The organism is Neobacillus sp. SuZ13, from assembly GCF_030123365.1.
Taxonomy (GTDB): Bacteria; Bacillota; Bacilli; order Bacillales; family Cytobacillaceae; genus Neobacillus.
In genome coordinates this window covers 1,598,893-1,619,135 of the sequence record NZ_CP126107.1, presented here as the reverse complement: position 1 = coordinate 1,619,135, position 20,243 = coordinate 1,598,893, and the positions used below count along the sequence as shown (strand labels likewise).

Annotated in this window: 20 protein-coding genes and 2 riboswitches; of the genes, 6 read left to right on the top strand and 14 right to left on the bottom strand. The window is 37.7% G+C overall.

All coding sequences use genetic code 11. The annotated features are described in order from the left end of the window. Positions 1-172 precede the first annotated feature (172 nt). Positions 173-2,326 (top strand): ATP-dependent Clp protease ATP-binding subunit, encoded by a 2,154-nt coding sequence (locus tag QNH17_RS07810; RefSeq protein ID WP_283878164.1) that lies wholly within the window; start codon positions 173-175, stop codon positions 2,324-2,326. Positions 2,327-2,376: 50 nt separating this feature from the next. Here QNH17_RS07810 and QNH17_RS07805 read toward each other — a convergent pair whose 3' ends face one another. Next, positions 2,377-4,071: a M3 family oligoendopeptidase gene (locus tag QNH17_RS07805; protein ID WP_283878163.1), complete on the bottom strand. Its 1,695-nt coding sequence runs from the start codon at positions 4,069-4,071 to the stop codon at positions 2,377-2,379. A 95-nt stretch (positions 4,072-4,166) separates the two neighbouring features. Next, a complete protein-coding gene (locus tag QNH17_RS07800; RefSeq protein WP_283878162.1) occupies positions 4,167-4,607 on the bottom strand; it encodes a MarR family winged helix-turn-helix transcriptional regulator in 441 nt (146 codons plus the stop codon). A gap of 238 nt (positions 4,608-4,845) precedes the next feature. Here QNH17_RS07800 and QNH17_RS07795 point away from each other — a divergent pair, with 238 nt between their 5' ends. Further along, positions 4,846-6,087: an MFS transporter gene (locus QNH17_RS07795; RefSeq protein ID WP_283878161.1), complete on the top strand. Its 1,242-nt coding sequence runs from the start codon at positions 4,846-4,848 to the stop codon at positions 6,085-6,087. A gap of 26 nt (positions 6,088-6,113) precedes the next feature. Here the strand turns inward: QNH17_RS07795 and QNH17_RS07790 are convergent, their stop codons facing one another. Further along, the gene (locus QNH17_RS07790; RefSeq protein WP_283878159.1) at positions 6,114-6,635 is read right to left on the bottom strand and encodes a hemerythrin domain-containing protein; all 522 of its coding nucleotides are present in this window, start codon (positions 6,633-6,635) and stop codon (positions 6,114-6,116) included. 222 nt (positions 6,636-6,857) lie between these two features. Between QNH17_RS07790 and QNH17_RS07785 the strand changes: the two genes are divergently transcribed. After that, positions 6,858-7,199: a hypothetical protein gene (locus QNH17_RS07785; RefSeq protein WP_283878158.1), complete on the top strand. Its 342-nt coding sequence runs from the start codon at positions 6,858-6,860 to the stop codon at positions 7,197-7,199. Between the two features lie 135 nt (positions 7,200-7,334). Here QNH17_RS07785 and QNH17_RS07780 read toward each other — a convergent pair whose 3' ends face one another. The 4 genes from QNH17_RS07780 to QNH17_RS07765 are packed head-to-tail and all read right to left on the bottom strand — an operon-like array spanning position 7,335 to position 10,798. Next, positions 7,335-7,619 (bottom strand): ferredoxin family protein, encoded by a 285-nt coding sequence (locus QNH17_RS07780; protein WP_026566270.1) that lies wholly within the window; start codon positions 7,617-7,619, stop codon positions 7,335-7,337. Beyond that, the gene (locus QNH17_RS07775; protein WP_283878157.1) at positions 7,619-8,914 is read right to left on the bottom strand and encodes an FAD-dependent oxidoreductase; all 1,296 of its coding nucleotides are present in this window, start codon (positions 8,912-8,914) and stop codon (positions 7,619-7,621) included. Before QNH17_RS07775 ends, QNH17_RS07780 begins: the two co-directional genes overlap by 1 nt. Beyond that, positions 8,907-9,938 (bottom strand): electron transfer flavoprotein subunit alpha/FixB family protein, encoded by a 1,032-nt coding sequence (locus QNH17_RS07770; protein ID WP_283878156.1) that lies wholly within the window; start codon positions 9,936-9,938, stop codon positions 8,907-8,909. Before QNH17_RS07770 ends, QNH17_RS07775 begins: the two co-directional genes overlap by 8 nt. A 35-nt stretch (positions 9,939-9,973) precedes the next feature. Further along, positions 9,974-10,798 (bottom strand): electron transfer flavoprotein subunit beta/FixA family protein, encoded by an 825-nt coding sequence (locus tag QNH17_RS07765; protein WP_283878155.1) that lies wholly within the window; start codon positions 10,796-10,798, stop codon positions 9,974-9,976. Between the two features lie 405 nt (positions 10,799-11,203). On the opposite strand from QNH17_RS07765, the gene QNH17_RS07760 reads away from it, so the two are divergent. Then, positions 11,204-11,938: a ZIP family metal transporter gene (locus QNH17_RS07760; protein WP_144548706.1), complete on the top strand. Its 735-nt coding sequence runs from the start codon at positions 11,204-11,206 to the stop codon at positions 11,936-11,938. Positions 11,939-11,984: 46 nt separating this feature from the next. On the opposite strand, the gene QNH17_RS07755 is transcribed toward QNH17_RS07760, so the two are convergent. The 6 genes from QNH17_RS07755 to QNH17_RS07730 form a co-directional block, all read right to left on the bottom strand. Further along, on the bottom strand, positions 11,985-12,227 hold the full coding sequence (locus QNH17_RS07755) for an aspartyl-phosphate phosphatase Spo0E family protein (protein WP_283878154.1): 243 nt from the start codon (positions 12,225-12,227) through the stop codon (positions 11,985-11,987). A 352-nt stretch (positions 12,228-12,579) separates the two neighbouring features. Continuing rightward, entirely contained in the window at positions 12,580-13,110 is a 531-nt protein-coding gene (locus QNH17_RS07750) for a 1,2-dihydroxy-3-keto-5-methylthiopentene dioxygenase (RefSeq protein WP_283878153.1), read from the bottom strand. A 30-nt stretch (positions 13,111-13,140) separates the two neighbouring features. Next, a complete protein-coding gene (locus QNH17_RS07745; protein ID WP_481858580.1) occupies positions 13,141-13,770 on the bottom strand; it encodes a methylthioribulose 1-phosphate dehydratase in 630 nt (209 codons plus the stop codon). Further along, a complete protein-coding gene (locus QNH17_RS07740; protein WP_283878152.1) occupies positions 13,764-14,438 on the bottom strand; it encodes a 2-hydroxy-3-keto-5-methylthiopentenyl-1-phosphate phosphatase in 675 nt (224 codons plus the stop codon). Before QNH17_RS07740 ends, QNH17_RS07745 begins: the two co-directional genes overlap by 7 nt. Next, positions 14,435-15,646, bottom strand: coding sequence for a 2,3-diketo-5-methylthiopentyl-1-phosphate enolase (mtnW, locus tag QNH17_RS07735; protein ID WP_283878151.1), 1,212 nt, complete (start codon positions 15,644-15,646; stop codon positions 14,435-14,437). Before mtnW ends, QNH17_RS07740 begins: the two co-directional genes overlap by 4 nt. Before the next feature lie 71 nt (positions 15,647-15,717). Further along, positions 15,718-15,828, bottom strand: a riboswitch (SAM riboswitch). 84 nt (positions 15,829-15,912) lie between these two features. Beyond that, complete coding sequence (locus QNH17_RS07730; RefSeq protein ID WP_283878150.1) at positions 15,913-17,088, bottom strand: pyridoxal phosphate-dependent aminotransferase; 1,176 nt, start codon at positions 17,086-17,088, stop codon at positions 15,913-15,915. A gap of 124 nt (positions 17,089-17,212) precedes the next feature. Between QNH17_RS07730 and QNH17_RS07725 the strand changes: the two genes are divergently transcribed. Both QNH17_RS07725 and mtnK read left to right on the top strand, forming a co-directional pair. Beyond that, positions 17,213-17,998 carry a carbon-nitrogen family hydrolase gene (locus tag QNH17_RS07725; protein ID WP_283878149.1) on the top strand — a complete coding sequence of 262 codons (786 nt, stop codon included), beginning with the start codon at positions 17,213-17,215 and terminating at the stop codon, positions 17,996-17,998. A 64-nt stretch (positions 17,999-18,062) separates the two neighbouring features. Then, positions 18,063-18,214, top strand: a riboswitch (SAM riboswitch). A gap of 103 nt (positions 18,215-18,317) precedes the next feature. Next, positions 18,318-19,502 (top strand): S-methyl-5-thioribose kinase, encoded by a 1,185-nt coding sequence (mtnK, locus tag QNH17_RS07720; protein WP_283878148.1) that lies wholly within the window; start codon positions 18,318-18,320, stop codon positions 19,500-19,502. Positions 19,503-19,534: 32 nt separating this feature from the next. Here the strand turns inward: mtnK and QNH17_RS07715 are convergent, their stop codons facing one another. Continuing rightward, positions 19,535-20,119: a DUF2087 domain-containing protein gene (locus tag QNH17_RS07715; protein ID WP_283879454.1), complete on the bottom strand. Its 585-nt coding sequence runs from the start codon at positions 20,117-20,119 to the stop codon at positions 19,535-19,537. Between the last annotated feature and the right edge of the window lie 124 nt (positions 20,120-20,243).

Below are 20,243 nucleotides of genomic sequence, written 5' to 3'. Positions count from 1 at the left end.
TCTGTTGATTGGAGCGGAACTCAACAGACAAGGTTAACACAGCAAATTAGAAACCATTACCAAAACAAATCACTTGAAAGTCAAAAAAGGTCAGAGTATACTATCGTCATAAGGTCAAATATAGTCAAAGTCAAACATGTTAATAAATTTTTTAATAGGAGGGTATTTACTTATGCTTTGTCAACAATGTAATGAAAATAATGCAAACATACAATTAAATATGATTATTAATGGACAGCGTAAGGAAATTAAACTCTGTCACGAATGTTATTCAAAAGAAAAGCAATCTCTAGGAGCCGGGCTAGGTCAAAATATGAACCTTTTCCCAAGTTTCCCATTTGAAGACTTTTTCATGTCTAATACAGGTCCTGGTAAGGATAACAACAGTCAATCTGTTACAGAACCTGGGAGAAAAAGCGGACATAGCGGTTTTATAGATCAATTTGGACGAAATTTAACTCAAATGGCCAAAGCTGGCTTAATTGATCCTGTTATTGGCCGCGATCGAGAAGTAAAGCGTGTCATCGAAATTCTAAATAGACGGAATAAAAATAATCCCGTCCTAATAGGTGAACCAGGAGTCGGAAAAACGGCGATTGCGGAGGGTCTTGCACTGAAGATTGCTGAAGGAGATGTTCCTGGCAAGTTACGTAACAAAGAGGTTTACTTGCTGGACGTTGCGTCCCTTGTTGCCAATACAGGAATCCGTGGTCAATTTGAAGAGAGAATGAAACAACTCATTTCTGAATTACAAGAGCGGAAAAATATTATTCTTTTCATCGATGAAATTCACCTTCTTGTTGGTGCTGGTTCCGCCGAAGGCTCTATGGATGCAGGAAATATCTTAAAGCCAGCCCTGGCACGCGGTGAACTTCAAGTTGTTGGTGCAACCACACTAAAAGAGTATCGGCAAATCGAGAAAGATTCCGCTTTAGAACGACGCTTCCAGCCCGTTCATGTTATTGAACCAACACCAGACGCTGCAATTGATATATTAAAAGGGATTCAAAAGAAATATGAAGATTATCACCAAGTGACCTATTCTGATCAAGCAATTCTTGCCTGTGTGCAATTGTCACATCGCTATATCCAAGACCGCTTCTTACCTGACAAAGCCATTGATTTGCTGGATGAGGCAGGTTCAAAATTAAACCTTATTTCGGATTATCAAAACAATGAACAAATTGAACAGCGCTTAAAAGATATTGGTGTTGAAAAAGAAGAGGCACTGAAAAGCGAGAATTATGAAAAGGCCGCTACTCTTCGCGATGAAGAAGCCAAACTGGAAAAGGCATTAAATACGGTTTCAAGTATGGAGAGACCCATTGTGGATGTATCACATATTCAAGAAATTATTGAAGAAAAAACAGGTATTCCAGTTGGAAAGCTGCAACAAGATGAACAGTTAAAAATGAAATCCTTAGAAGAAAAGCTAAAATCTAAGGTTATCGGCCAGGAAAAAGCTGCGAAAAAAGTAGCTAAAGCGATTAGACGCAGTCGTGCCGGCTTAAAATCAAAACATCGTCCAATCGGTTCCTTCTTATTTGTCGGACCAACCGGAGTTGGTAAAACAGAATTAACGAAAACACTTGCCGAAGAACTATTTGGCTCTAAAGATTCTATGATCCGCCTTGATATGAGCGAATACATGGAAAAACACAGTATCTCTAAATTGATTGGCTCACCTCCTGGCTATGTTGGTCACGAAGAAGCAGGGCAGCTAACAGAAAAAGTGCGCAGAAACCCATACAGTATTATTCTATTAGATGAAATTGAAAAGGCACATCCAGACGTTCAACATCTATTCCTGCAAATCCTTGATGATGGACGCCTGACGGATAGTCAAGGAAGAATTGTCAGCTTTAAGGATTCCGTAATCATTATGACAAGCAATGCTGGCGTGGGCCACAAGACCGTTCATGTTGGATTCGGTACAAACGAGGCGATAGAAGAAGCGAGTATTCTTGACTCACTTGGCAGTTTCTTTAAACCTGAATTCTTGAATCGGTTCGACAGTATCATCGAGTTTAATTCACTCGGCAAAGAGCATATCCTTTATATTGTCGACTTAATGATTAATGAATTACAAGTAACGCTAACGGAACAAAAGATTGAACTAAAGTTGACGACTGAGGCAAAAGAAAAACTTGCACAGCTTGGATACCATCCAGCTTTCGGGGCACGACCGCTCCGCCGTGTCATCCAAGAGCAGCTTGAAGATAAAATAGCAGATTTTATCTTAGATCAGCCAGAGATTAAAGAATTAACTGCTATTGTGGAAGATGATGAGATAAAAGTAGTTTCTCATGTTACTACTGTTAAATAAGTAAAAGCGAAGCCATTCTAGAAATTCTAGAATGGCTTCGCTTTTTTCATTTATAGATGTTTATCATCTACAGAGTTTAACCAATTTTCAATCACACCCACTACCGATTCTACACAACCAGCCTCAAATGGCGAGATTAAATTCGCAGCTTCAACTAACTTAGTGAATGACATACTGCCGCCTAATTTGCATAATTTCACATAGTCTTCCCATGCTTCCTCTTTATTCTCTCTGGAGCGCTTCCAGAATTGAAAGGCACAAATTTGCGCAAGTGTATAATCAATGTAGTAAAACGGTGAATTAAAAATATGGCCTTGACGCTGCCAGAAGCCGCCATTTTCTAGGTATTCATTACCGTCGTAATCTTTATGAGGTAAATACTTTTTCTCAATTTCACGCCACTGAAGCTTTCGCTCTTTTGGTGTAGCTTCTGGGTTTTCATAGACCCAGTGTTGGAATTCATCAACGGACACCCCATATGGCAGGAATAACAAAGCATCACTTAGATGAGAAAACTTGTACTTATCGGTATCTTCCTTAAAGAACAAATCCATCCATGGCCATGTGAAAAATTCCATACTCATGGAATGAATTTCACATGCTTCGTATGTCGGCCATGCATATTCAGGAATCTCAAAATGACGACTCGAATAAACTTGGAACGCGTGACCGGCCTCATGTGTCAAAACATCAATATCTCCAGAGGTACCGTTAAAATTTGAAAAAATGAAAGGTGCTTTATAATTTTCGATAAAAGTACAATAGCCACCGCCAGCTTTTCCTTTCTTAGCCACAAGATCCATCAAATTATTTTCCTGCATAAATCGGAAAAATTCCCCAGTTTCTTGTGATAGGTCCTCATACATTTGCTGCCCATTTTCTATAATCCATTCCGGCGTACCCTTTGGAGTGGCATTTCCTGTTTGAAAATTAAAAGATTCGTCGTAATATTTAAGCTTATCGAGACCGATTCTTTCCTGTTGTCTCACCTTTAATTTTGTTGCGATTGGAACAATGTAGTCCTTTACTTGATTACGGAAATTGGCAACCATTTCTGCATTATAATCAGTTCTCATCATTCGATAATAACCAAGTTCAACAAAGTTTTTAAACCCAAGGTTCTGAGCAATTTCAGTCCTTACTTTTACAAGATCATCATAAATGCGATCAAATTCTGCTTCATGTTCAACCATAAAGCCAAATTTCGCTTCATTTGCTCTTTTTCTCATTCCTCTGTCAGTTGATTGAGCGAACGGCTCTAATTGTGCTAAAGTTCTTTCTTCCCCTTCGAAGTCAATCTTTGCAGATGCCATTAGCTTCGTATATTCCGTTGACAACCGATTTTCTTTCTGAAGTAAAGGAACAATTTCTGGTTTGAATGTCTTCAGCTGTCCTTCGGCAAGGGCAAAAAGCTGTTTCCCCCATTTTGCTTCTAGTTGAGGCCGGAACTTAGAATCAACCAGTACTTGATAATACTTTGTCACTAACCCTTCAACCTCAGGTTGAATTTCATCCATATAATCCTGTTCTTCCTTGTAAAATTCATCATTCGTGTCAATTGAATGACGGATATAACAAAGGTTAAACATCGTCCCTAAGTCATTTCTTAGTTTATTAATTTCATTCATTACTTCGTTTTGTATATCTACTGTGACTGCATTTTTTAAACGCTCAAGGGCAGCATTAAATTTTTCAGTAACTTCTTTTAAATTCGGTCTTATGTATGTATAGTTTTCAAACCCCATTGAAACAACCCCTTTGTAAAATATTCCAACCTATTATATTATATACTATCGACTAACATTCCTGAAAACAAAAAAATACGGCCAAAATGGCCGTATTAGAATTTACCAGCAGGTAATCCCAGTTTTTTTAACAATTCAATCGCCTCTAGTTTTTCAGATTCACTAAGTGATGACATGAGATTATTGATTTGCTCCGCATGTTCTGGGAAAATATCCTGAATAAATTTTTTCCCATCTTCTGTGATTTGTGCATAAGTGACACGGCGATCCTTCGGACAGGCAATTCTTCTTAACATCCCTTTTTGTTCAAGCTTGTCAACCACGTAAGTAATACTCCCACTTGCAAGCAAGATTTTCCCGCCAATTTGCTGCATCGGCTGGTCACCTTTATGATACAGAAGTTCCAGAACGGCAAATTCAGTAGGGTTTAACCCGTTAGCTTGGATTACTTTATTTACATGTTCGTTAATAGCTTTATATGCTCTTGAAAGGACGATAAAAAGCTTTAATGAATTAGCAGTTGAATTATTTTCCATAAAAAACTCATCCTTTTAGTTTTAAATAAATTTTATTTATATAAGAAACCGGATCTTATAAATATCTTGATTTCAAGATTATTATAAAAAATTTTTGACGAGTTGTCAATTTACCAGACAAGGAAGGGATAAGAATTTTTGTTGAATAAAGAATAAAATATTTCTTATTTCCATCATTCGATAGTAAGATAAGGTTAACAAATATTTACAAACTAATTTTTCATAAGAAGGGATGTCTATGAGTCAACCAGCAGTTTTATCATCACGTAAACCCAATACTTCTGAAGCAACCATGTTTAAAATTTTATTTATTATCGGATTGTGCCATTTATTAAATGATGCTATTCAGGCTGTCGTTCCTGCGATGTTTCCTATTCTAGAAAAATCAATGGGACTGAGTTTCACCCAACTCGGGATAATTGCTTTTTCCTTAAATATGGTTTCGTCTGTTATGCAGCCTATTGTTGGATTTATTACCGACAAAAAACCATTACCCTACGCACTGCCAGTTGGCCTCACTTTCACTTTAATCGGTATTCTTGGATTAGGATTTGCCTCAAGCTTCGGATTGATCGTATTGTCAGTTCTTTTCATTGGTCTTGGGTCAGCGGTATTTCATCCAGAGGGTTCTAGGGTTGCCTATATGGCAGCGGGAAATCGACGTGGATTGGCTCAATCGATATATCAGGTCGGCGGTAACACAGGGCAGGCATTAGCCCCTTTAATTACAGCGTTAATATTAGTTCCACTAGGACAAATTGGGGCTTCCTGGTTTACAGTTGTAGCTGCACTTGCGGTAATCTTATTGGTCTATATCGCTAATTGGTATCATCAGAGGTTAATAGTTTCACCAAATGTAACAAAGAAAAAGAAATCTAGTGCCGGAACAAATAAAGGGTTAACAAAAGAGGTAAAAACGACATTAGTTTTGATTTTGTTATTAATCTTTGCGAGAACTTGGTATACTTCTGGGATTACAAATTTTTATACTTTTTATGCAATAAATGAATATTCCTTGTCAATTAAGCAGTCTCAGCTCTTCCTCTTCGCTTTTTTAGTTTCGGGAGCTGTTGGTACTTTTTTCGGAGGCCCTCTATCAGATCGTTTTGGAAAGAAGACCATCATTTCTATCTCAATGTTAACGACCGTTCCCTTTTCTATTTTAATTCCGTATGCACCGCCAACTCTGGCGTTTATTTTCCTGATTATCGCTGGATTTATCTTAATGACTAGTTTCTCAGTTACGGTAGTATACGCCCAGGAATTAGTCCCAGGTAAAATTGGGACGATGTCAGGATTAACCGTAGGCCTTGCATTTGGAATGGGGGCAATTGGTTCTGTGGGCCTTGGTTATATCGCAGACTGGATTGGGATGCAATCAATGATAAGATGGCTCGGAGTGCTGCCGTTACTAGGTATAATAGCTTTCCTTCTTCCGACCGATAAAAAAATTATAGAATGGAATAAGCAGGAAATATAAAAGGATGGGCACGGGAGCCCATCCTTTTATATTTCCTGGATTTTTTGATATAATTCTTCCTTTTCCTCGTCGCTAAGCATTCTTTCCGCCATTGGGAATAAAACATTTTCCTCTTTAGAGAAATGCTCTGTTAAAATAAAGTAAGCACTTTGAACTAGTTGTGCTGCTTTTTTCTTTTCTTCAATGGACCCCTGATTACTTTCTGCATTCGTAAGAAATTCTCCAATTTTGGATTTTGCTTGGTCATGCTCATACTCCATTACAGCAATAGGTCCTGAAGTTGTTCCGATATAAACACCCATCATCGGAAAAAGAACACCTTCTTCTCTTTCAGAATGGGGGTCTAATGCGGCCTTAAATTCATTTACACTTGTTATTAATCCTGAGAAATTAGTCTCGATTTCTATTTCTTGGTCAATTTTTTGTGTTAACTCGTACATTTCATCTAATTGCTTTAATAACGGTGGGTGTTCACCTTTTAATTGCTTAAGTCCTTTACTTAGTTCAGCTTGGGGCATGTCTCCAAACGCACTCATACAGCCACTCATCAACAATCACCTCTATCACTTTTATTGGTACAAGTATAAAATCAACCAGTAGTTAATGTAGTGACATTGCTCACATTTATAAAAAATTATGAATGAATTAAAGAAATTTTGTCAGTTTAATGAAAACTCGCTAATTTTTTTTAAAATTTTAACATTTATCACACAAAAAAAGATTAAATGTTTCATATAATAGAGGTAGATCATAAAAGGGAGGGAAAAAATATGAAAACCCCAAATTATCATGATTTTTATCAAAAGGCACTAATCCCCATTGGTGTAAATGACCAAATTGCCTTACAGGAATCCAGTGATGCGAACTCACCTTCAACCCATTGGCTGATTGCTGTAGAAGGGGTTCAACTCCCACAAACAAAAATATATTTTCATTGGAAAGTAAGTATATACCCTGCTGATTGTGAAGGAGACTTCAATTGGAAAAAGCCATATTATTGTTCTCCGAATATGGAGTTAATTGATCATGCAAATGCATTTGCATCTTCTCTCGTTACGGCCGGCAAAAACGATCGACTTTCTTCCGCAACGCTTCTAGAGAAAATAAGCTAACCCCTAAAAATATTACCTTCTGCTTCACCTTCTTTTTACCCTCATTTGTGAAATAACCCACATATAGTAAAAATGAAAAATCTACATAAAAAAGTGCTGTCTGCATATTGCAGAGAGCACTTTTCCATTTGAAACTTAGGCTAACCTAAATACAATCCCATGTCCGCCTTTTGGATATTCCCATTTTATGTTCTGGTACGGGCAGCCAATCCTGCAGCTTCCGCATTCATGGCAGCCCTCATAGCCTACCTGCATACGTGTTCCTTCCCACTTATAAACCTCAGCAGGGCAAAATACTGTACAAAGTTTATCGGGACATTTTGTCATGCAGACGTCATGATCCAGTACGGTCAAATGAGATTTTGTATCACATTTAAAACGAAGGAGATACTGTTTTTCCTCGATATTTTTCGTTGACATTATTTCACCGCCTTCCAAGCACGATAAATATCTTGTATCACACGGATGGTTCCACGTTCTGAAGTCACACTCTTCATGATTTGTTTTTGTTTTTCCCGTTTCGGTGTTCCATCAACAGTAAAGAATTTGCTCATGGCTTTATTCATCATTGGAACATATTCATTAAAATATTGTGGATACTTCTCAAAGGTATGTGCAGCATCCTTATATTTCTCTAAATCTTTCATTATGAAACTATTATTTAGTGCATCACGATAGCTATTTAAGCTTGATTCACTGAAATCCCCACGACTATGTGCCTGGACTACAGCTTCAGCAGCCATTTTTCCAGATGACATCGCCATGTTCGAACCTTCACGATGAATCGCATTGACTAGCTGTGCTGCATCTCCAACGACAATAACTCCATTTCCAGCAACTTTAGGAACCGAACGGTAGCCGCCTTCTGGTATGAGATGGGCAAGATATTCGGCGGATTCTCCCCCTGCCAGCATTGGTTTTACCATAGGGTGAGTTTTTAAGTAGTCTAGGAGCTCATATGGCTTTATTTTCGCTTTAATCATACTCGATAGTGTTGTTCCTACCCCAATATTTAAGCTTTCTTTATTGGTGTACACAAACGCTGTTCCGAGGTTGCCTTTTGTTGAATCACCAAAAATTTCAATCGTACACCCTTGATTATCTTCCAAATTAAATCGGTCATTTATTTTTTCTTTTGGTAAATTAATCACTTCCATTACTGTTAGAGCAACTTCATCTGGTCTAAATTCTTTATGGAAGCCCAATTGTTTTGAAAGTAGCGAGTTAACCCCATCTGCAAGCACGACGACATCCGCATATACATCACCATTTGGACGATCGGTACGAACTCCAACGACTTTACCGTTTTCAACAATACATTCAGTTACTACCGTTTCATTTATAAGTAGTGCACCTGCATCAACTGCCTTTTTGGCAAACCATTGATCAAACTGTGCTCGTAAGACTGTAAAATTATTATATGGCTCTACACCCCATTCGAGACCTTTATATCCAAATTGAACTACAGATTCTTTATCCATCATCCAAAAACGCTGTTCAATCACTGGTCGTTCCAGAGGTGCTTCCTTCCAAAATTCAGGAACTAATTCTTCCATTTGCTTACGGTACAATACCCCGCCCATTACGTTTTTAGCCCCTGGGTATTCCCCTCTTTCAATTAGTAAAACGTTTAGTCCACTTTTTGCACAGGTAAGGGCACATGAAGTACCTGCAGGGCCAGCACCAACGACAATCACATCAAATTTTTCAGACATAAATCATTTCACCGCCCTTTACAGATCTAAGTTGCTTAAATTGTTCGATTAATTTTGGAATGATTTCCAATGCATCTCCAACGATACCGTATGTCGCAACATCAAAAATTGGCGCATTTGGATCTTTGTTAATCGCGATAATTAAATCAGAATTTTTCATACCAACAACGTGCTGAATGGCTCCAGATAAGGCAACGGCAAAATAAATTTTTGGAGTAACTGTTTCACCTGTTTGACCAATTTGAAGGTGGTGTGGCAGCCAGCCAGCTTCAACAACATCACGTGTACCACCAACGGTTGCTCCAATTGTTTCAGCAAATTCATAAAGAAGCTGGAAGTTTTGCAAATCCCCCATTCCTTTTCCGCCACAGACGATGACATGGGCATCAGCTAAATTGACTTTTTTTGTTACGTCATTCACAATTTGTAATACTTTTGTACGCATATCTTCTTCTTGAAGTGTAATTTTTTCCTCAATGATTTTGCCTGTTCTCCCTGGCTCTGGTTCTAATGCCTTCATTACCTTTGGTCTCACCGTTGCCATTTGCGGCCGATGTTTTTTACAAAGGATGGTTGCCATAATATTACCGCCAAAGGCAGGTCTGCTTGCTTCTAACAATCTATTATCAATATCCACGTCTAGCATGGTTGTATCTGCCGTTAAACCTGTATTTAAATCTGTAGCTACGGCACTTGCTAAATCTTTCCCGTTGGGTGTTGCACCGTAAAGGATTATCTCTGGTTTGTATTTTTCAGCAAGGAGCATTACGCCCTTCATATATGATTCTGTACGATAATTCTTTAAAACAGGATGATCAACCATATACACAATATCTGCACCATAAGAAATAATCTTATTCGCTAATGGTTTTATTTCATGACCAAGTAAAAAGCCAGCTAATGGAACTTGCAATTTATCCGCTAACTTTCTTCCAGCACCAAGTAATTCTAGAGAAACGCCTTCGACCTTACCATCATTTTGTTCAATGAATACCCAGACTCCTCGAAAATCGTCTAGATTCATGTTAAATTCCCCCCTTGACAAATGATTGTTCTATTTTATTTAGATGTCTGGATTGTTAATAGTTCCTTCTTCTCCATCAAAAGGTCCATAAGTTGCTTAACCTGCTCATCTGCATCACCTTCTAGTCTCTTACCACCTTCTGGACGAGGCGGCGTAAACATTTTCCCCACGATTGTTGGTGAACCTTTTAGGCCGAGCTGCGAGCGTTCAACATTTTCAAAGTCACTTACTGCCCAAATAATCGGTTCATACCTTGCTGCTTGAATCATGTTGGGCATTGTTGAATACTCAATCTCATTAATTTCTTTTTCAACGGTTAATAAGCAAGGTAGTTCCGATTGAATTAATTCATAGCCGTTTGTTAATTTTCGTTTTATCAGTACTGTCTTTTCTTTCTGATTTACTTCTGTCACTTCAATTACATTGGTTATTGGAGGGATATCCATTCTTCTTGCGATTCCTGGCCCAACTTGTCCTGTATCACCATCGATTGCATGTTTTCCACAAATAATCATATCTACTGGGTGTTCTTTATTGATCTTTTCTAATGCTTTTGAAAGAGCGTAACTTGTTGCCAATGTATCTGCTCCTGCAAAGGCACGGTCAGAAATTAGATATCCTTTATCTGCTCCTATTTCTACACTCTTTTTAATGATATCAGTCGCTTGCGGCGGACCCATTGATAAAACGGAAATGGTACCCCCGGTTTTTTCCCTGATTGTTACCGCTTCCTGAACAGCGTGGGCATCGTAAGGGTTCAAGATGGCAGGTGCACTGCGGCGGTCGAGTGTGTTCGTTTTTGGGTTGATTTTAATAATTTTTGTATCGGGTACTTGTTTGACACATACGACAATATGCATGTAGGAATTTCCCTCCTCCATATGATCTCTAGATTTAGTGAAAGCGCTTGCTCCCTTATGGTTAAAAATGCTTTTATTAACGATATATGTATCGCAACAGAAGCATAGTACCAAACAATGATAGATTTCTTATTTTCTTACTGAATTTCACTGAAACTAGTGATGATTAAAAGATTCCAAACAAATCTTTATGCTGTTTCTAGGAGGTAGTTTTAAAAGTATTAACAATTTGAAGTTATGACAAGTTGTGGTAAGATATGTAGTTAATCGTGATGTAAATATTTGATAAATAGTACTAATATAACTATATGAAATATTTAGATATAAACAATGATAAAAATCACAGTTCATGTCTAATTTTGTAGATGTCTTGATAGGATTATTGGATAAGGAAGGAAATATGTGATGACTGAGGTTATTTTTGGCAGTGTACTTTCGGCGCTATCTACAGGGGCAGGTGCTCTAATCATTCTATTTATTCAACATTCTATTACACATCGTTGGAAGGATGTTTTATTAGCCTTTAGTGCTGGTATTATGATGGCAGCTTCTACGATAGGTTTAATCCCTGAGGCATTGAAATACGGTGGATTTGCATCACTTTTTGTAGGAATCTGTCTAGGAGTATGGACACTGACTCTATTAGAAAAAAATATCCCTCATATTGACTTACAGCATAACAAAACTGGAATTCAATTTGACGAGAAAGCTCTTTTAATTATTTCTGCGATTACTCTGCATAATATTCCTGAAGGATTGTCAGTTGGCGTTAGTTACGCATCGGAGCAGGGCGATACAGGAAATCTTATCGCTTTGGCAATTGGATTTCAAAATGCACCAGAAGGCCTTCTTGTCGCATTATTTTTAATTAATCAACGGATAGGTAAGTGGAAGGCCTTCATTATAGCTACCTTAACGGGAGCCATTGAAATCGTTACATCATTATTAGGATATTTTTTGACATCATATGTTCAAGGTCTTGTACCATATGGGCTTTCTTTTGCAGCCGGGGCTATGTTATTTATCATTTATAAGGAATTGATACCCGAAAGCCATGGAGACGGTAATGAGCGGGTGTCCACCTATGCATTTATCATGGGACTGCTGGTCATGGTGTACATAATTGATATTTTTTCATAGGATTTCATTTAACGGGGCCTAATCGAAATGGTTTTTTGCATTGTTATTAAATCAATATTTTAGGCCAAATCATAATCATCTGTTTAAAAGCAAACTTGATTTCATCATTTGGCCTGGAGGATCCTTCCATGGCCTTTTGATACTCGTTTATTAATTCATCCAGCTCTTGACTATATTTTATAGTTACTTCACTTGTAAACCCAAGTGAGTTGGCACTATTAATCATTAGTTGCCTTTTTTCCTTTATCTCTTCAATCATTTCATTATGGTTATTACGATGCTCATACATTTGTATCCCCCTACCTATTACCCAATTACTGTAAACCACTAAAATTTAGACTACTTGATGAATTATGACAAGAATTTTGATAATTGTAAACACATTCGCAAAAGTAGACAAAACAATCTATTTCTTTCGTTTTTCGACAAATTCTTCATTGAATATATCGGTTTTGCGACAAAATTCCTCATTTTTCACAAAAGCCCTATCCAGTATTATCTTTTTTCTTTAGGGTTTTGCGACAGGCACATGCGCAGAAACAATCAATTATTAAATCCTAATAAAAAAAATTGCCAAGAAAATACACTTCTTGACAATCAAACTGGCTGTAGATAACTACAGCCAGTTCTTTTCACTACTATTATTGAACTTCTAACTTGTCGTAAATCGGAACCCAGCCCTCAGTTGTAACAAATATCCTTACTGCGACAACTTTTTTGTCATCTTCTAAGGTAAAATAGTGTCTTGTATTTTCAGGGACAGAAATCAAGTCACCAGGATTTAAATGTACCTCAAAGAACTCACCATCTTTTCCTTGAATAACAAACACACCGTGACCACTGACAATAAAACGAACTTCATCATCAGTATGATGATGTTCGTTTTTAAAATTTGTCAGCAAGACATCCAAATTCGGAGTATTTTCTGACAATGAAATCACATCCTGAGCTTTGTACCCCCGTCTAGCAGAGATATCAGCGATTTCTTCAGAAAAAACACTCAGAATTTCTTCTTTTTCTCCCTCACTCAAAAGATACTTTTCTACCAAATCACCTGGGAGCTTGCTAATATCCCAATTTTCATAAACAACTTCCTGAGATTCTAGGAAACTTGCAACTTCTTCCAGAACATTTATTTGCTCATTTTTGTTTTGAAATGTAATATATGCCATTTTATATTCTTCCTTTCCTTTTTTGGTAAGTTAAACCACTTTAAATAACTGGTATGGTTTGTGTTCTAATAACCGTAACTGATACCGAAATAAAAACTCAGAAGCTTCAAGTATTTTTTTCGCTTCAAATGCAGTTCTCCCCCATACCGTGATTCCATGGTTACGAATTAAAATAGCACCAGTATCTCCTGAAATATGTTCAGAAAATTTAGAAGCCAGAGTCGGTATATGTGCATAATTGTGAATGATCGGTATTTTTAGGGTTGCATCCTCTTCCCACATATCAAATGCTTTGATTAGTTCTTGTCCTTTAAAGGTGACCTCACCCTGATCACCATATATTTCTGAAATAACATTATTATCAATTGTATGGACGTGAAGACTGCAGCCAGCATTCGTTTTACGATAAATTTCAACATGAAGAAGTGTCTCTGCTGAGGGTTTTAAATTTGTTTGTTCGACCGGGTGACCAAACTCATCAACAAGTAAAAAATCTTCATCCGTACGTTTCCGCTTATCCTTACCACTTGCTGTTACCAAAAAATGAAGTGGATGATTACTTACTTTTATCGCTAGATTACCGCTCGTACCCATAAACCAGTCCCGATTAGCAAGTTCATCTTTTACATCTGCTAATTCATTCCATCTTTCCTTTAACATTTTAATTCCCCCACCTCAATTCTTTTTTTAATTTCCTCGATACATTCAAAGAAAGTACTAAATCCTCGATGATTAATACCCCATTCCTCACATTTCTCCTGCAGTAAATCTCTTGCTAACACAAAATCAGCATGTTTTGCTGCCTCAAGATCTGTGACCGAATCTCCTATGACAATCTTGAACTTGTTGTTTTCATGGTTTAGCTTTCGAATAATGCTCGGCTTACAGCAGCCACAATTATTGTCACATAACGAATCACATTCATTCGGCCAAAGAATTTTAATCCTCTCACCTGAAAAATCAGATTCATTACAATAAATACCAGCAAATGGTCCAAACTTCTCTAATATCGGATTTACAAAAAAGTCAATCCCACCGCTAACAATATATAAAGGAATCTCTTCTTTATGAGCAAATTCTACAAATTCTTTAAATCCCGGCCGAATTTTTGCATGCTCAATCGCAAACGCAGTCAACTCTTCCTCCAATTGACTTGGTAATAAGGAGAATAATTTTCCTACTCCCTCATTAATAGAGATTTGGCGAGTGAGAATTTGATCTTTTATGTTTTCCCATCCCTGAGGAGCAAACTCTTCCATCATTCGGATAATATTATCACTTTCCGTTACGGTTCCGTCAAAATCACAAAAGATTACAGGTTTGGTCATACTGTTACCTCTGAATTTCCCCATAACGCTAGTGCTAGTTTAAGTTCAGGATACATTTCAGCCCCTTCAGCCAATAACTTCCCTTGGAGATTAGTTTCAATTGCTTGTCGGAAAGCAAGACCGCCGCCACGGGCACCGTCTGGATGTCCATGTACTCCACCGCCAGCATTAATAACCGAATCGATACCAAAATCACCTATTAACAATGGAACCAAGCCAGGATGAATTCCAGCCGATGGCACTGGGAAGGACTTTTTAAAACTTTCCTCACTTGTTAATTCCTTAGCAATCGACAGTGCCTTCGGTTTTTCTAATGCAACTGTCCCATACGGAGATGGGAACAATGATAAATCAGCTCCGGCATATCGAAGTAGTTTACCAAGTAATAATGAATGGGATACTCCATATACGGGTGATGATGCAAATGCACCACTGAAAGCAGGATGTGCCATAAGCGGCAATGCAATTTCATCATCTTCTCTTAATTCCTGCAGAACATCTAACCCATATGAAAAAACATTGAATAATAAGAGATCTGCTCCAAGCTCAGCAGCCTTTCTAGCTTTTTCTTTCAGCTTAGAAGTTCTGCCAGTTAGGTTAACAGCATATAAAGTGCGGTGGCCTGTTTGGTCATATACTTCTTGCAGTGCTTTTTTCCCTTCGACAATTCTTTTTTCAAATGGTGTTAATTCATTTTCAAACAGGATTTCATCATCCTTAACCAAATCAACACCACCTAGGGCTTGTTGTTTTAGCTGTTCGACTAAAAACGTGAGGTCTTTCCCGAGTACGCCTTTAAAGATGCTCATTACTAACGGTCGATTATTAACGTTTAATTTCTCCCTTAGTCCATCAATCCCAAATCTTGGACCAGGGAACTGCCTCTTTAATCCCTCATCAAATTGCAAATCAAGTAATTTAATTTTTCCATCCAATGAAAGTTTACCGAAAACGGTTGTTAAGATAGCAGGAAGGTCATTAGAAAAATTTATCGTTGGATAGGCAATTTTAATCAGTGCATGCTCTTCTGTTTCTGAGGGATTCGCTTCGACTGATACGACTCTTCCTTTATGTTTACGCAATTGGTTTTGTTCTAATTCAGGCAGATTCGTCCATGACCCAACTGTTAAACCAAGGGCAATTTCTTCTGCCTTCTTGGATGGTTTCTTTTCGTTATTTAGTAGATATGTTGCAATAATTTCAGTCATAATAAAAACTCCTTTTAATCAAACATAAAAAACCTCTTCAACAAAGAAGAGGTTAGCCGCCAACTAACATCTTCTCATCTATCAGCCTTGTTGCTGCAAGAATTAGCACCGTGCTTAAGCATTAGTTTAAGTCGGTTGCCGGGCTTCATTGGGCTTTTCCCTCCGCCTGCTCTTGATAAGAAAACGATTCGTATTTTATTCAGTTATTAATGTGTGTTTAACTTTAATTTGCATTATCGCAAGAAAAAAATAAAATGTCAATCGATTTAACTGAATATTTCTAAACGACTAATTCTTTCGACGGCTTCAGCTAATCGTTCTTCTGTTGAAAGTAGCCCCACCCGGACATACCCTTCTCCAAATTCACCAAATCCAATACCAGGTGCAACCATAATATGTGCCTGATCAAGGAGAATATTAGCAAATTCCGTAGAGGAATAGCCTTTAGGAACCTTAAGCCAGGCAAAAAAGGATCCCTTTGGTGCGCTGACATTCCACCCCAAGGAACGAAGCCCCTTAATCAATACATTCCTTCTTCGCTCATACAACTCGTTTAATTCCTTTACACAGTCTTGAGGTCCAATTAATGCCTCCGCAGCAGCCTCCTGTACGGCTCCAAATAAACTGACATACAAATGGTCTTGTAAAAGTTCAATAGCGGAAATGACGCTCTCATTCCCTATTGCAAAACCAACACGCCAGCCTGCCATATTATAGGTTTTTGATAAGGTATAAATTTCAATTCCAACTTCCTTTGCCCCTTGCACCTGTAAAAAACTTACTGGTTTCTTACCATCAAACCCAATGGCACCATAGGCAAAATCATGGATTATACAGATATCATGTTCATTCGCTAGTTTAATTGTCTCTTCAAAAAATTCATGAGTGGCCACCGCGCCAGTCGGATTATTAGGGTAATTGAGGAACATTAATTTTGCTTTATCTAATACATCCCTATCCAAAATACCATAATCCGGTAGAAAATTATTTTCCTCCCTTAGCGGCATCCTAAACATTTCAGCCTTTGCCAGTGCAACCCCTGACAAATAATCCGGGTAGCCTGGATCTGGTACGAGGATGGTATCGCTGGGATTCAATAAACACTGGGGAATTTCAACAAGTCCCGCTTTACCGCCAAACAGTATAGCCACCTCTTTATCTGGATCAATGGTTACTCCATATTCTCTTAAATAAAAATCAGCTGCTGCTTGTTTTAAATACTGGTGCCCTTGAAAAGGAGAATATTTGTGATTTAATGGATTCACCGCTGCTTCCTGAAGTTTAGCTACGATATGTGCCGGTGTTGGCTGATCTGGGTTTCCTTGCCCCAAATTAATCACATCATACCCCTGTGAAATATATTCCCCGACTTTTTTAACGAGTGAAGCAAAAAACTGCTTAGGAAGACTATTTAAAAGTTCTGATGGTGGAAATTGCTTCATGGTTCTCACCTGCTTTAATAATTTATAAAAGTGATTCTATTGTTAAATTCTAGTCACAAATGATATAACTTTTATAACTGCTTGTAAAGAAAAAATTCCGAAAGTTCAAACGAGGTGAAGATTCGTGAAATTAAAAATTTCATGTTTACAAATGGATATCGCCTTTGGTGATCCAAATAAAAACTATCAATCTGCTGAAAGACTCATTGAAAAGGCTGTAGCTGACCAGCCCGATATCATTGTTCTACCAGAGCTGTGGACTACAGGGTATGACTTAACTCGACTTAATGAAATTTCTGATATTCATGCTGGTAAGACAATTGATTTCCTTCAAAAGGCTGCAAAAAAATACCAAGTGAACTTTGTTGGCGGATCTGTAGCTAACCGTGAAGATAACGGTGTAAAAAATACCTTGCTCATTGTCAATAAGGAGGGTAAACTCGTTCACCAGTATAGTAAACTTCACCTGTTTAAGCTAATGGATGAGCATGTTTATTTAGAATCAGGATCTCAAAAAGGACTTTTTGAAATTGAGAATAATAAATTTGCCGGGAACATTTGTTATGACATTCGCTTTCCTGAGTGGATTCGTGCACATACATCAGAAGGTGCTGAGGCACTGTTTGTGGTTGCCGAATGGCCAGCGCAGCGATTGTCTCATTGGAGAGCCCTTTTAATTGCCAGAGCCATTGAAAATCAATGTTACGTCATCGCTTGTAACCGATCCGGTCAAGATCCTAATAACCAGTTCGCTGGGCATTCCTTAATTATCGACCCGTGGGGAGAGGTGATCGCGGAAGCTGGAGAAAGCGAAGAAATTTTATCTGCAGAAATTGAGATGGATTTAGTCAAAGAGATTCGCAAACAGATCCCTATTTTCACAGATAGAAAACCAGAATACTATAATTAATTTTCAAAAAATATTGACAATATTATTTTATTGCTGATATGATTTTTACCAGTTAAATAAAATTCTCTTATCACGAGCTGGCTGAGGGATTGGCCCTTTGAAGCCCAGCAACCGACCTTAAACTCATTGGATAATAGGGCGCTTCATGCGCTTAATAATCCCAATAAGGCACGGTGCTAATTCCAACAGAAGGATTATCTTTCTGAGAGATGAGAGGTGCGATAGACAATTTGTCTTCCCGAGCCTCTTTCAAATGAGAAAGAGGCTTTTTTGTGCCTTATTGCACGATTAAGCCTCCCAAAAACAAGGAGGAGCCATTATGAGTCTACTAAAACAGAAAACATACCAACCATTAACAAACGAGAGTGCTGTAGAACTTGCACTGGAATTAAATATTTTTCCAGGGCATGCTAAACTCTCCTGCAAGGAGATTGGTGACGGAAATCTCAATCTTGTTTTTCATATTGTCGAAGAATTAAAAGGAAAAAGTATTATTATTAAACAAGCTCTCCCATATGCAAAAGTAGTTGGTGAAAGCTGGCCATTAACACTGAAAAGAGCAAAGATTGAAGCAGATGCCTTAAAAATTTTCGGGCAAATTGCTCCTGATTATGTTCCAGAAGTATTATTCACTGATGATGTCCTTGCTGTAACTATTATGGAGGATCTTTCCCATCTTTTGATTGCAAGAACTGGCTTTATTAAAGGTGAAACCTATCCATTAATTGCTAAACATCTGGGTGAATATCTTGCTAAGACATTATTTTTCACTTCAGATTACGGATTAGGCCCTGGAGTAAAAAAAGAACGTGTCCACCAATTTATCAATCCAGAATTATGCAAAATCACTGAGGATTTAATCTTTACCGACCCATTTATTGATGCAGATACCAATGAATTTGAGGATAGTCTCCGTCCCGCGGTCGAAGCTCTTTGGCATGATGAAGAACTAAAGTTCCATGTAAATGTCTTGAAGAAAAGCTTTTTAACAGAAGCTGAAGCCCTCCTGCATGGGGATTTACATACTGGTAGTGTGTTTGCTAGTAATTCTGAAACAAAAGTAATTGACCCTGAATTTGCTTTCTACGGACCAGCTGGCTTTGATATAGGTCAAGTATTTGCGAACCTACTTTTCCAGGTTAATGTGAATGAAGAAAAATGTGATCTTTTCATAAACCATATTGAAACTGTGTGGAATGTATTTGAGGAGCAATTTACATTCTTATGGAATACAGAAAATAAAGAGGCTGCTGCAAAAACTTCTACATTCTTAAACTATCAATTAGCCAAGTTTTTTAGAGATTCCCTCGGCTTTGCTGGCTGTGAATTAATCAGAAGAACCATTGGACTTGCACATGTTGCAGATTTAGATGGGATTGAGGACAAGCAAACCAGAATCACTGCAAAACAAAAAACGATAGAGCTCGGAAAAATCCTAATTAAACAACGAAATGAAATTAAGGACCTATCATCATTTATCAAAACTATAAAAGAACGTATTTAGCTAAGGAAAGCAATCCACTTTGGATTGCTTTTCTAGTCATTTTTTGCCCACATTTCTTCTGGATTTAGTTCATAAATACCACTCTCACGAAACATATAGTGATTAATGATAAATTCCCGGCGAATGGTTGCATAGTCGTCATGGAATTGTTTTATAAACTCATTTAATTGTTTTTCTTCGTACTTTTCACCCATTTTTAACCCGCGTATCATGTGTTCAAATACGATTAACTTCTTTTTTCGTTGTGCTGGAATATTTTTTAGTTTCCCAGTTTTCGTAAAGAAATTTTCGATGATTTTTTGTCTCTCGAGACTGGACTCGACCATTTCATCCAACTCCTCTCCCTTTTTTTCTAACAGTTCTGTAAACACCTTTGCCTGCTGATTTATCAGCGATTCATTTAGGTAAAAGTAGATAGTATTCTTGACTCTTCTGTCATAAACCACATGAATTTCCCGTAATTTCTTTAAATGATGTGTAATCGTTGGAGCAGATAAGCCAAGCTTTCCAGCAATCGCCTGACCATGAAGTGGACCTTTTGCCAATATGGCTACAATCCGAATTCTTGTTGGGTCTCCCATTGTTTTATAAAAAGATACGATTTTATCTAATTGGATCATTGTCCTACCTCGCTTTCCTTTATATTTGACAATTATCTAATTAGATTTTTATCAAATTGGATTAACCTTGTCAATAATTATAAAAAAACACTCCCAAAGGAAGTGTTTTTTAGGCTCTTCA

What these genes read in the sequence shown, in the direction of transcription:
- QNH17_RS07750 (WP_283878153.1), bottom strand. Translation starts at nt 13,110, where the DNA reads ATGGCATATATTACATTTCAAAACAAAAATGAGCAAATAAATGTTCTG.
- QNH17_RS07775 (WP_283878157.1), bottom strand. Translation starts at nt 8,914, where the DNA reads ATGTCTGAAAAATTTGATGTGATTGTCGTTGGTGCTGGCCCTGCAGGT.
- QNH17_RS07770 (WP_283878156.1), bottom strand. Translation starts at nt 9,938, where the DNA reads ATGAATCTAGACGATTTTCGAGGAGTCTGGGTATTCATTGAACAAAAT.
- QNH17_RS07785 (WP_283878158.1), top strand. Translation starts at nt 6,858, where the DNA reads ATGAAAACCCCAAATTATCATGATTTTTATCAAAAGGCACTAATCCCC.
- QNH17_RS07765 (WP_283878155.1), bottom strand. Translation starts at nt 10,798, where the DNA reads ATGCATATTGTCGTATGTGTCAAACAAGTACCCGATACAAAAATTATT.
- mtnK (WP_283878148.1), top strand. Translation starts at nt 18,318, where the DNA reads ATGAGTCTACTAAAACAGAAAACATACCAACCATTAACAAACGAGAGT.
- QNH17_RS07740 (WP_283878152.1), bottom strand. Translation starts at nt 14,438, where the DNA reads ATGACCAAACCTGTAATCTTTTGTGATTTTGACGGAACCGTAACGGAA.
- QNH17_RS07755 (WP_283878154.1), bottom strand. Translation starts at nt 12,227, where the DNA reads ATGTATGAGCATCGTAATAACCATAATGAAATGATTGAAGAGATAAAG.
- QNH17_RS07795 (WP_283878161.1), top strand. Translation starts at nt 4,846, where the DNA reads ATGAGTCAACCAGCAGTTTTATCATCACGTAAACCCAATACTTCTGAA.
- QNH17_RS07805 (WP_283878163.1), bottom strand. Translation starts at nt 4,071, where the DNA reads ATGGGGTTTGAAAACTATACATACATAAGACCGAATTTAAAAGAAGTT.
- QNH17_RS07745 (WP_481858580.1), bottom strand. Translation starts at nt 13,770, where the DNA reads ATGTTAAAGGAAAGATGGAATGAATTAGCAGATGTAAAAGATGAACTT.
- QNH17_RS07780 (WP_026566270.1), bottom strand. Translation starts at nt 7,619, where the DNA reads ATGTCAACGAAAAATATCGAGGAAAAACAGTATCTCCTTCGTTTTAAA.
- QNH17_RS07760 (WP_144548706.1), top strand. Translation starts at nt 11,204, where the DNA reads ATGACTGAGGTTATTTTTGGCAGTGTACTTTCGGCGCTATCTACAGGG.
- QNH17_RS07800 (WP_283878162.1), bottom strand. Translation starts at nt 4,607, where the DNA reads ATGGAAAATAATTCAACTGCTAATTCATTAAAGCTTTTTATCGTCCTT.
- mtnW (WP_283878151.1), bottom strand. Translation starts at nt 15,646, where the DNA reads ATGACTGAAATTATTGCAACATATCTACTAAATAACGAAAAGAAACCA.
- QNH17_RS07790 (WP_283878159.1), bottom strand. Translation starts at nt 6,635, where the DNA reads ATGAGTGGCTGTATGAGTGCGTTTGGAGACATGCCCCAAGCTGAACTA.
- QNH17_RS07810 (WP_283878164.1), top strand. Translation starts at nt 173, where the DNA reads ATGCTTTGTCAACAATGTAATGAAAATAATGCAAACATACAATTAAAT.
- QNH17_RS07730 (WP_283878150.1), bottom strand. Translation starts at nt 17,088, where the DNA reads ATGAAGCAATTTCCACCATCAGAACTTTTAAATAGTCTTCCTAAGCAG.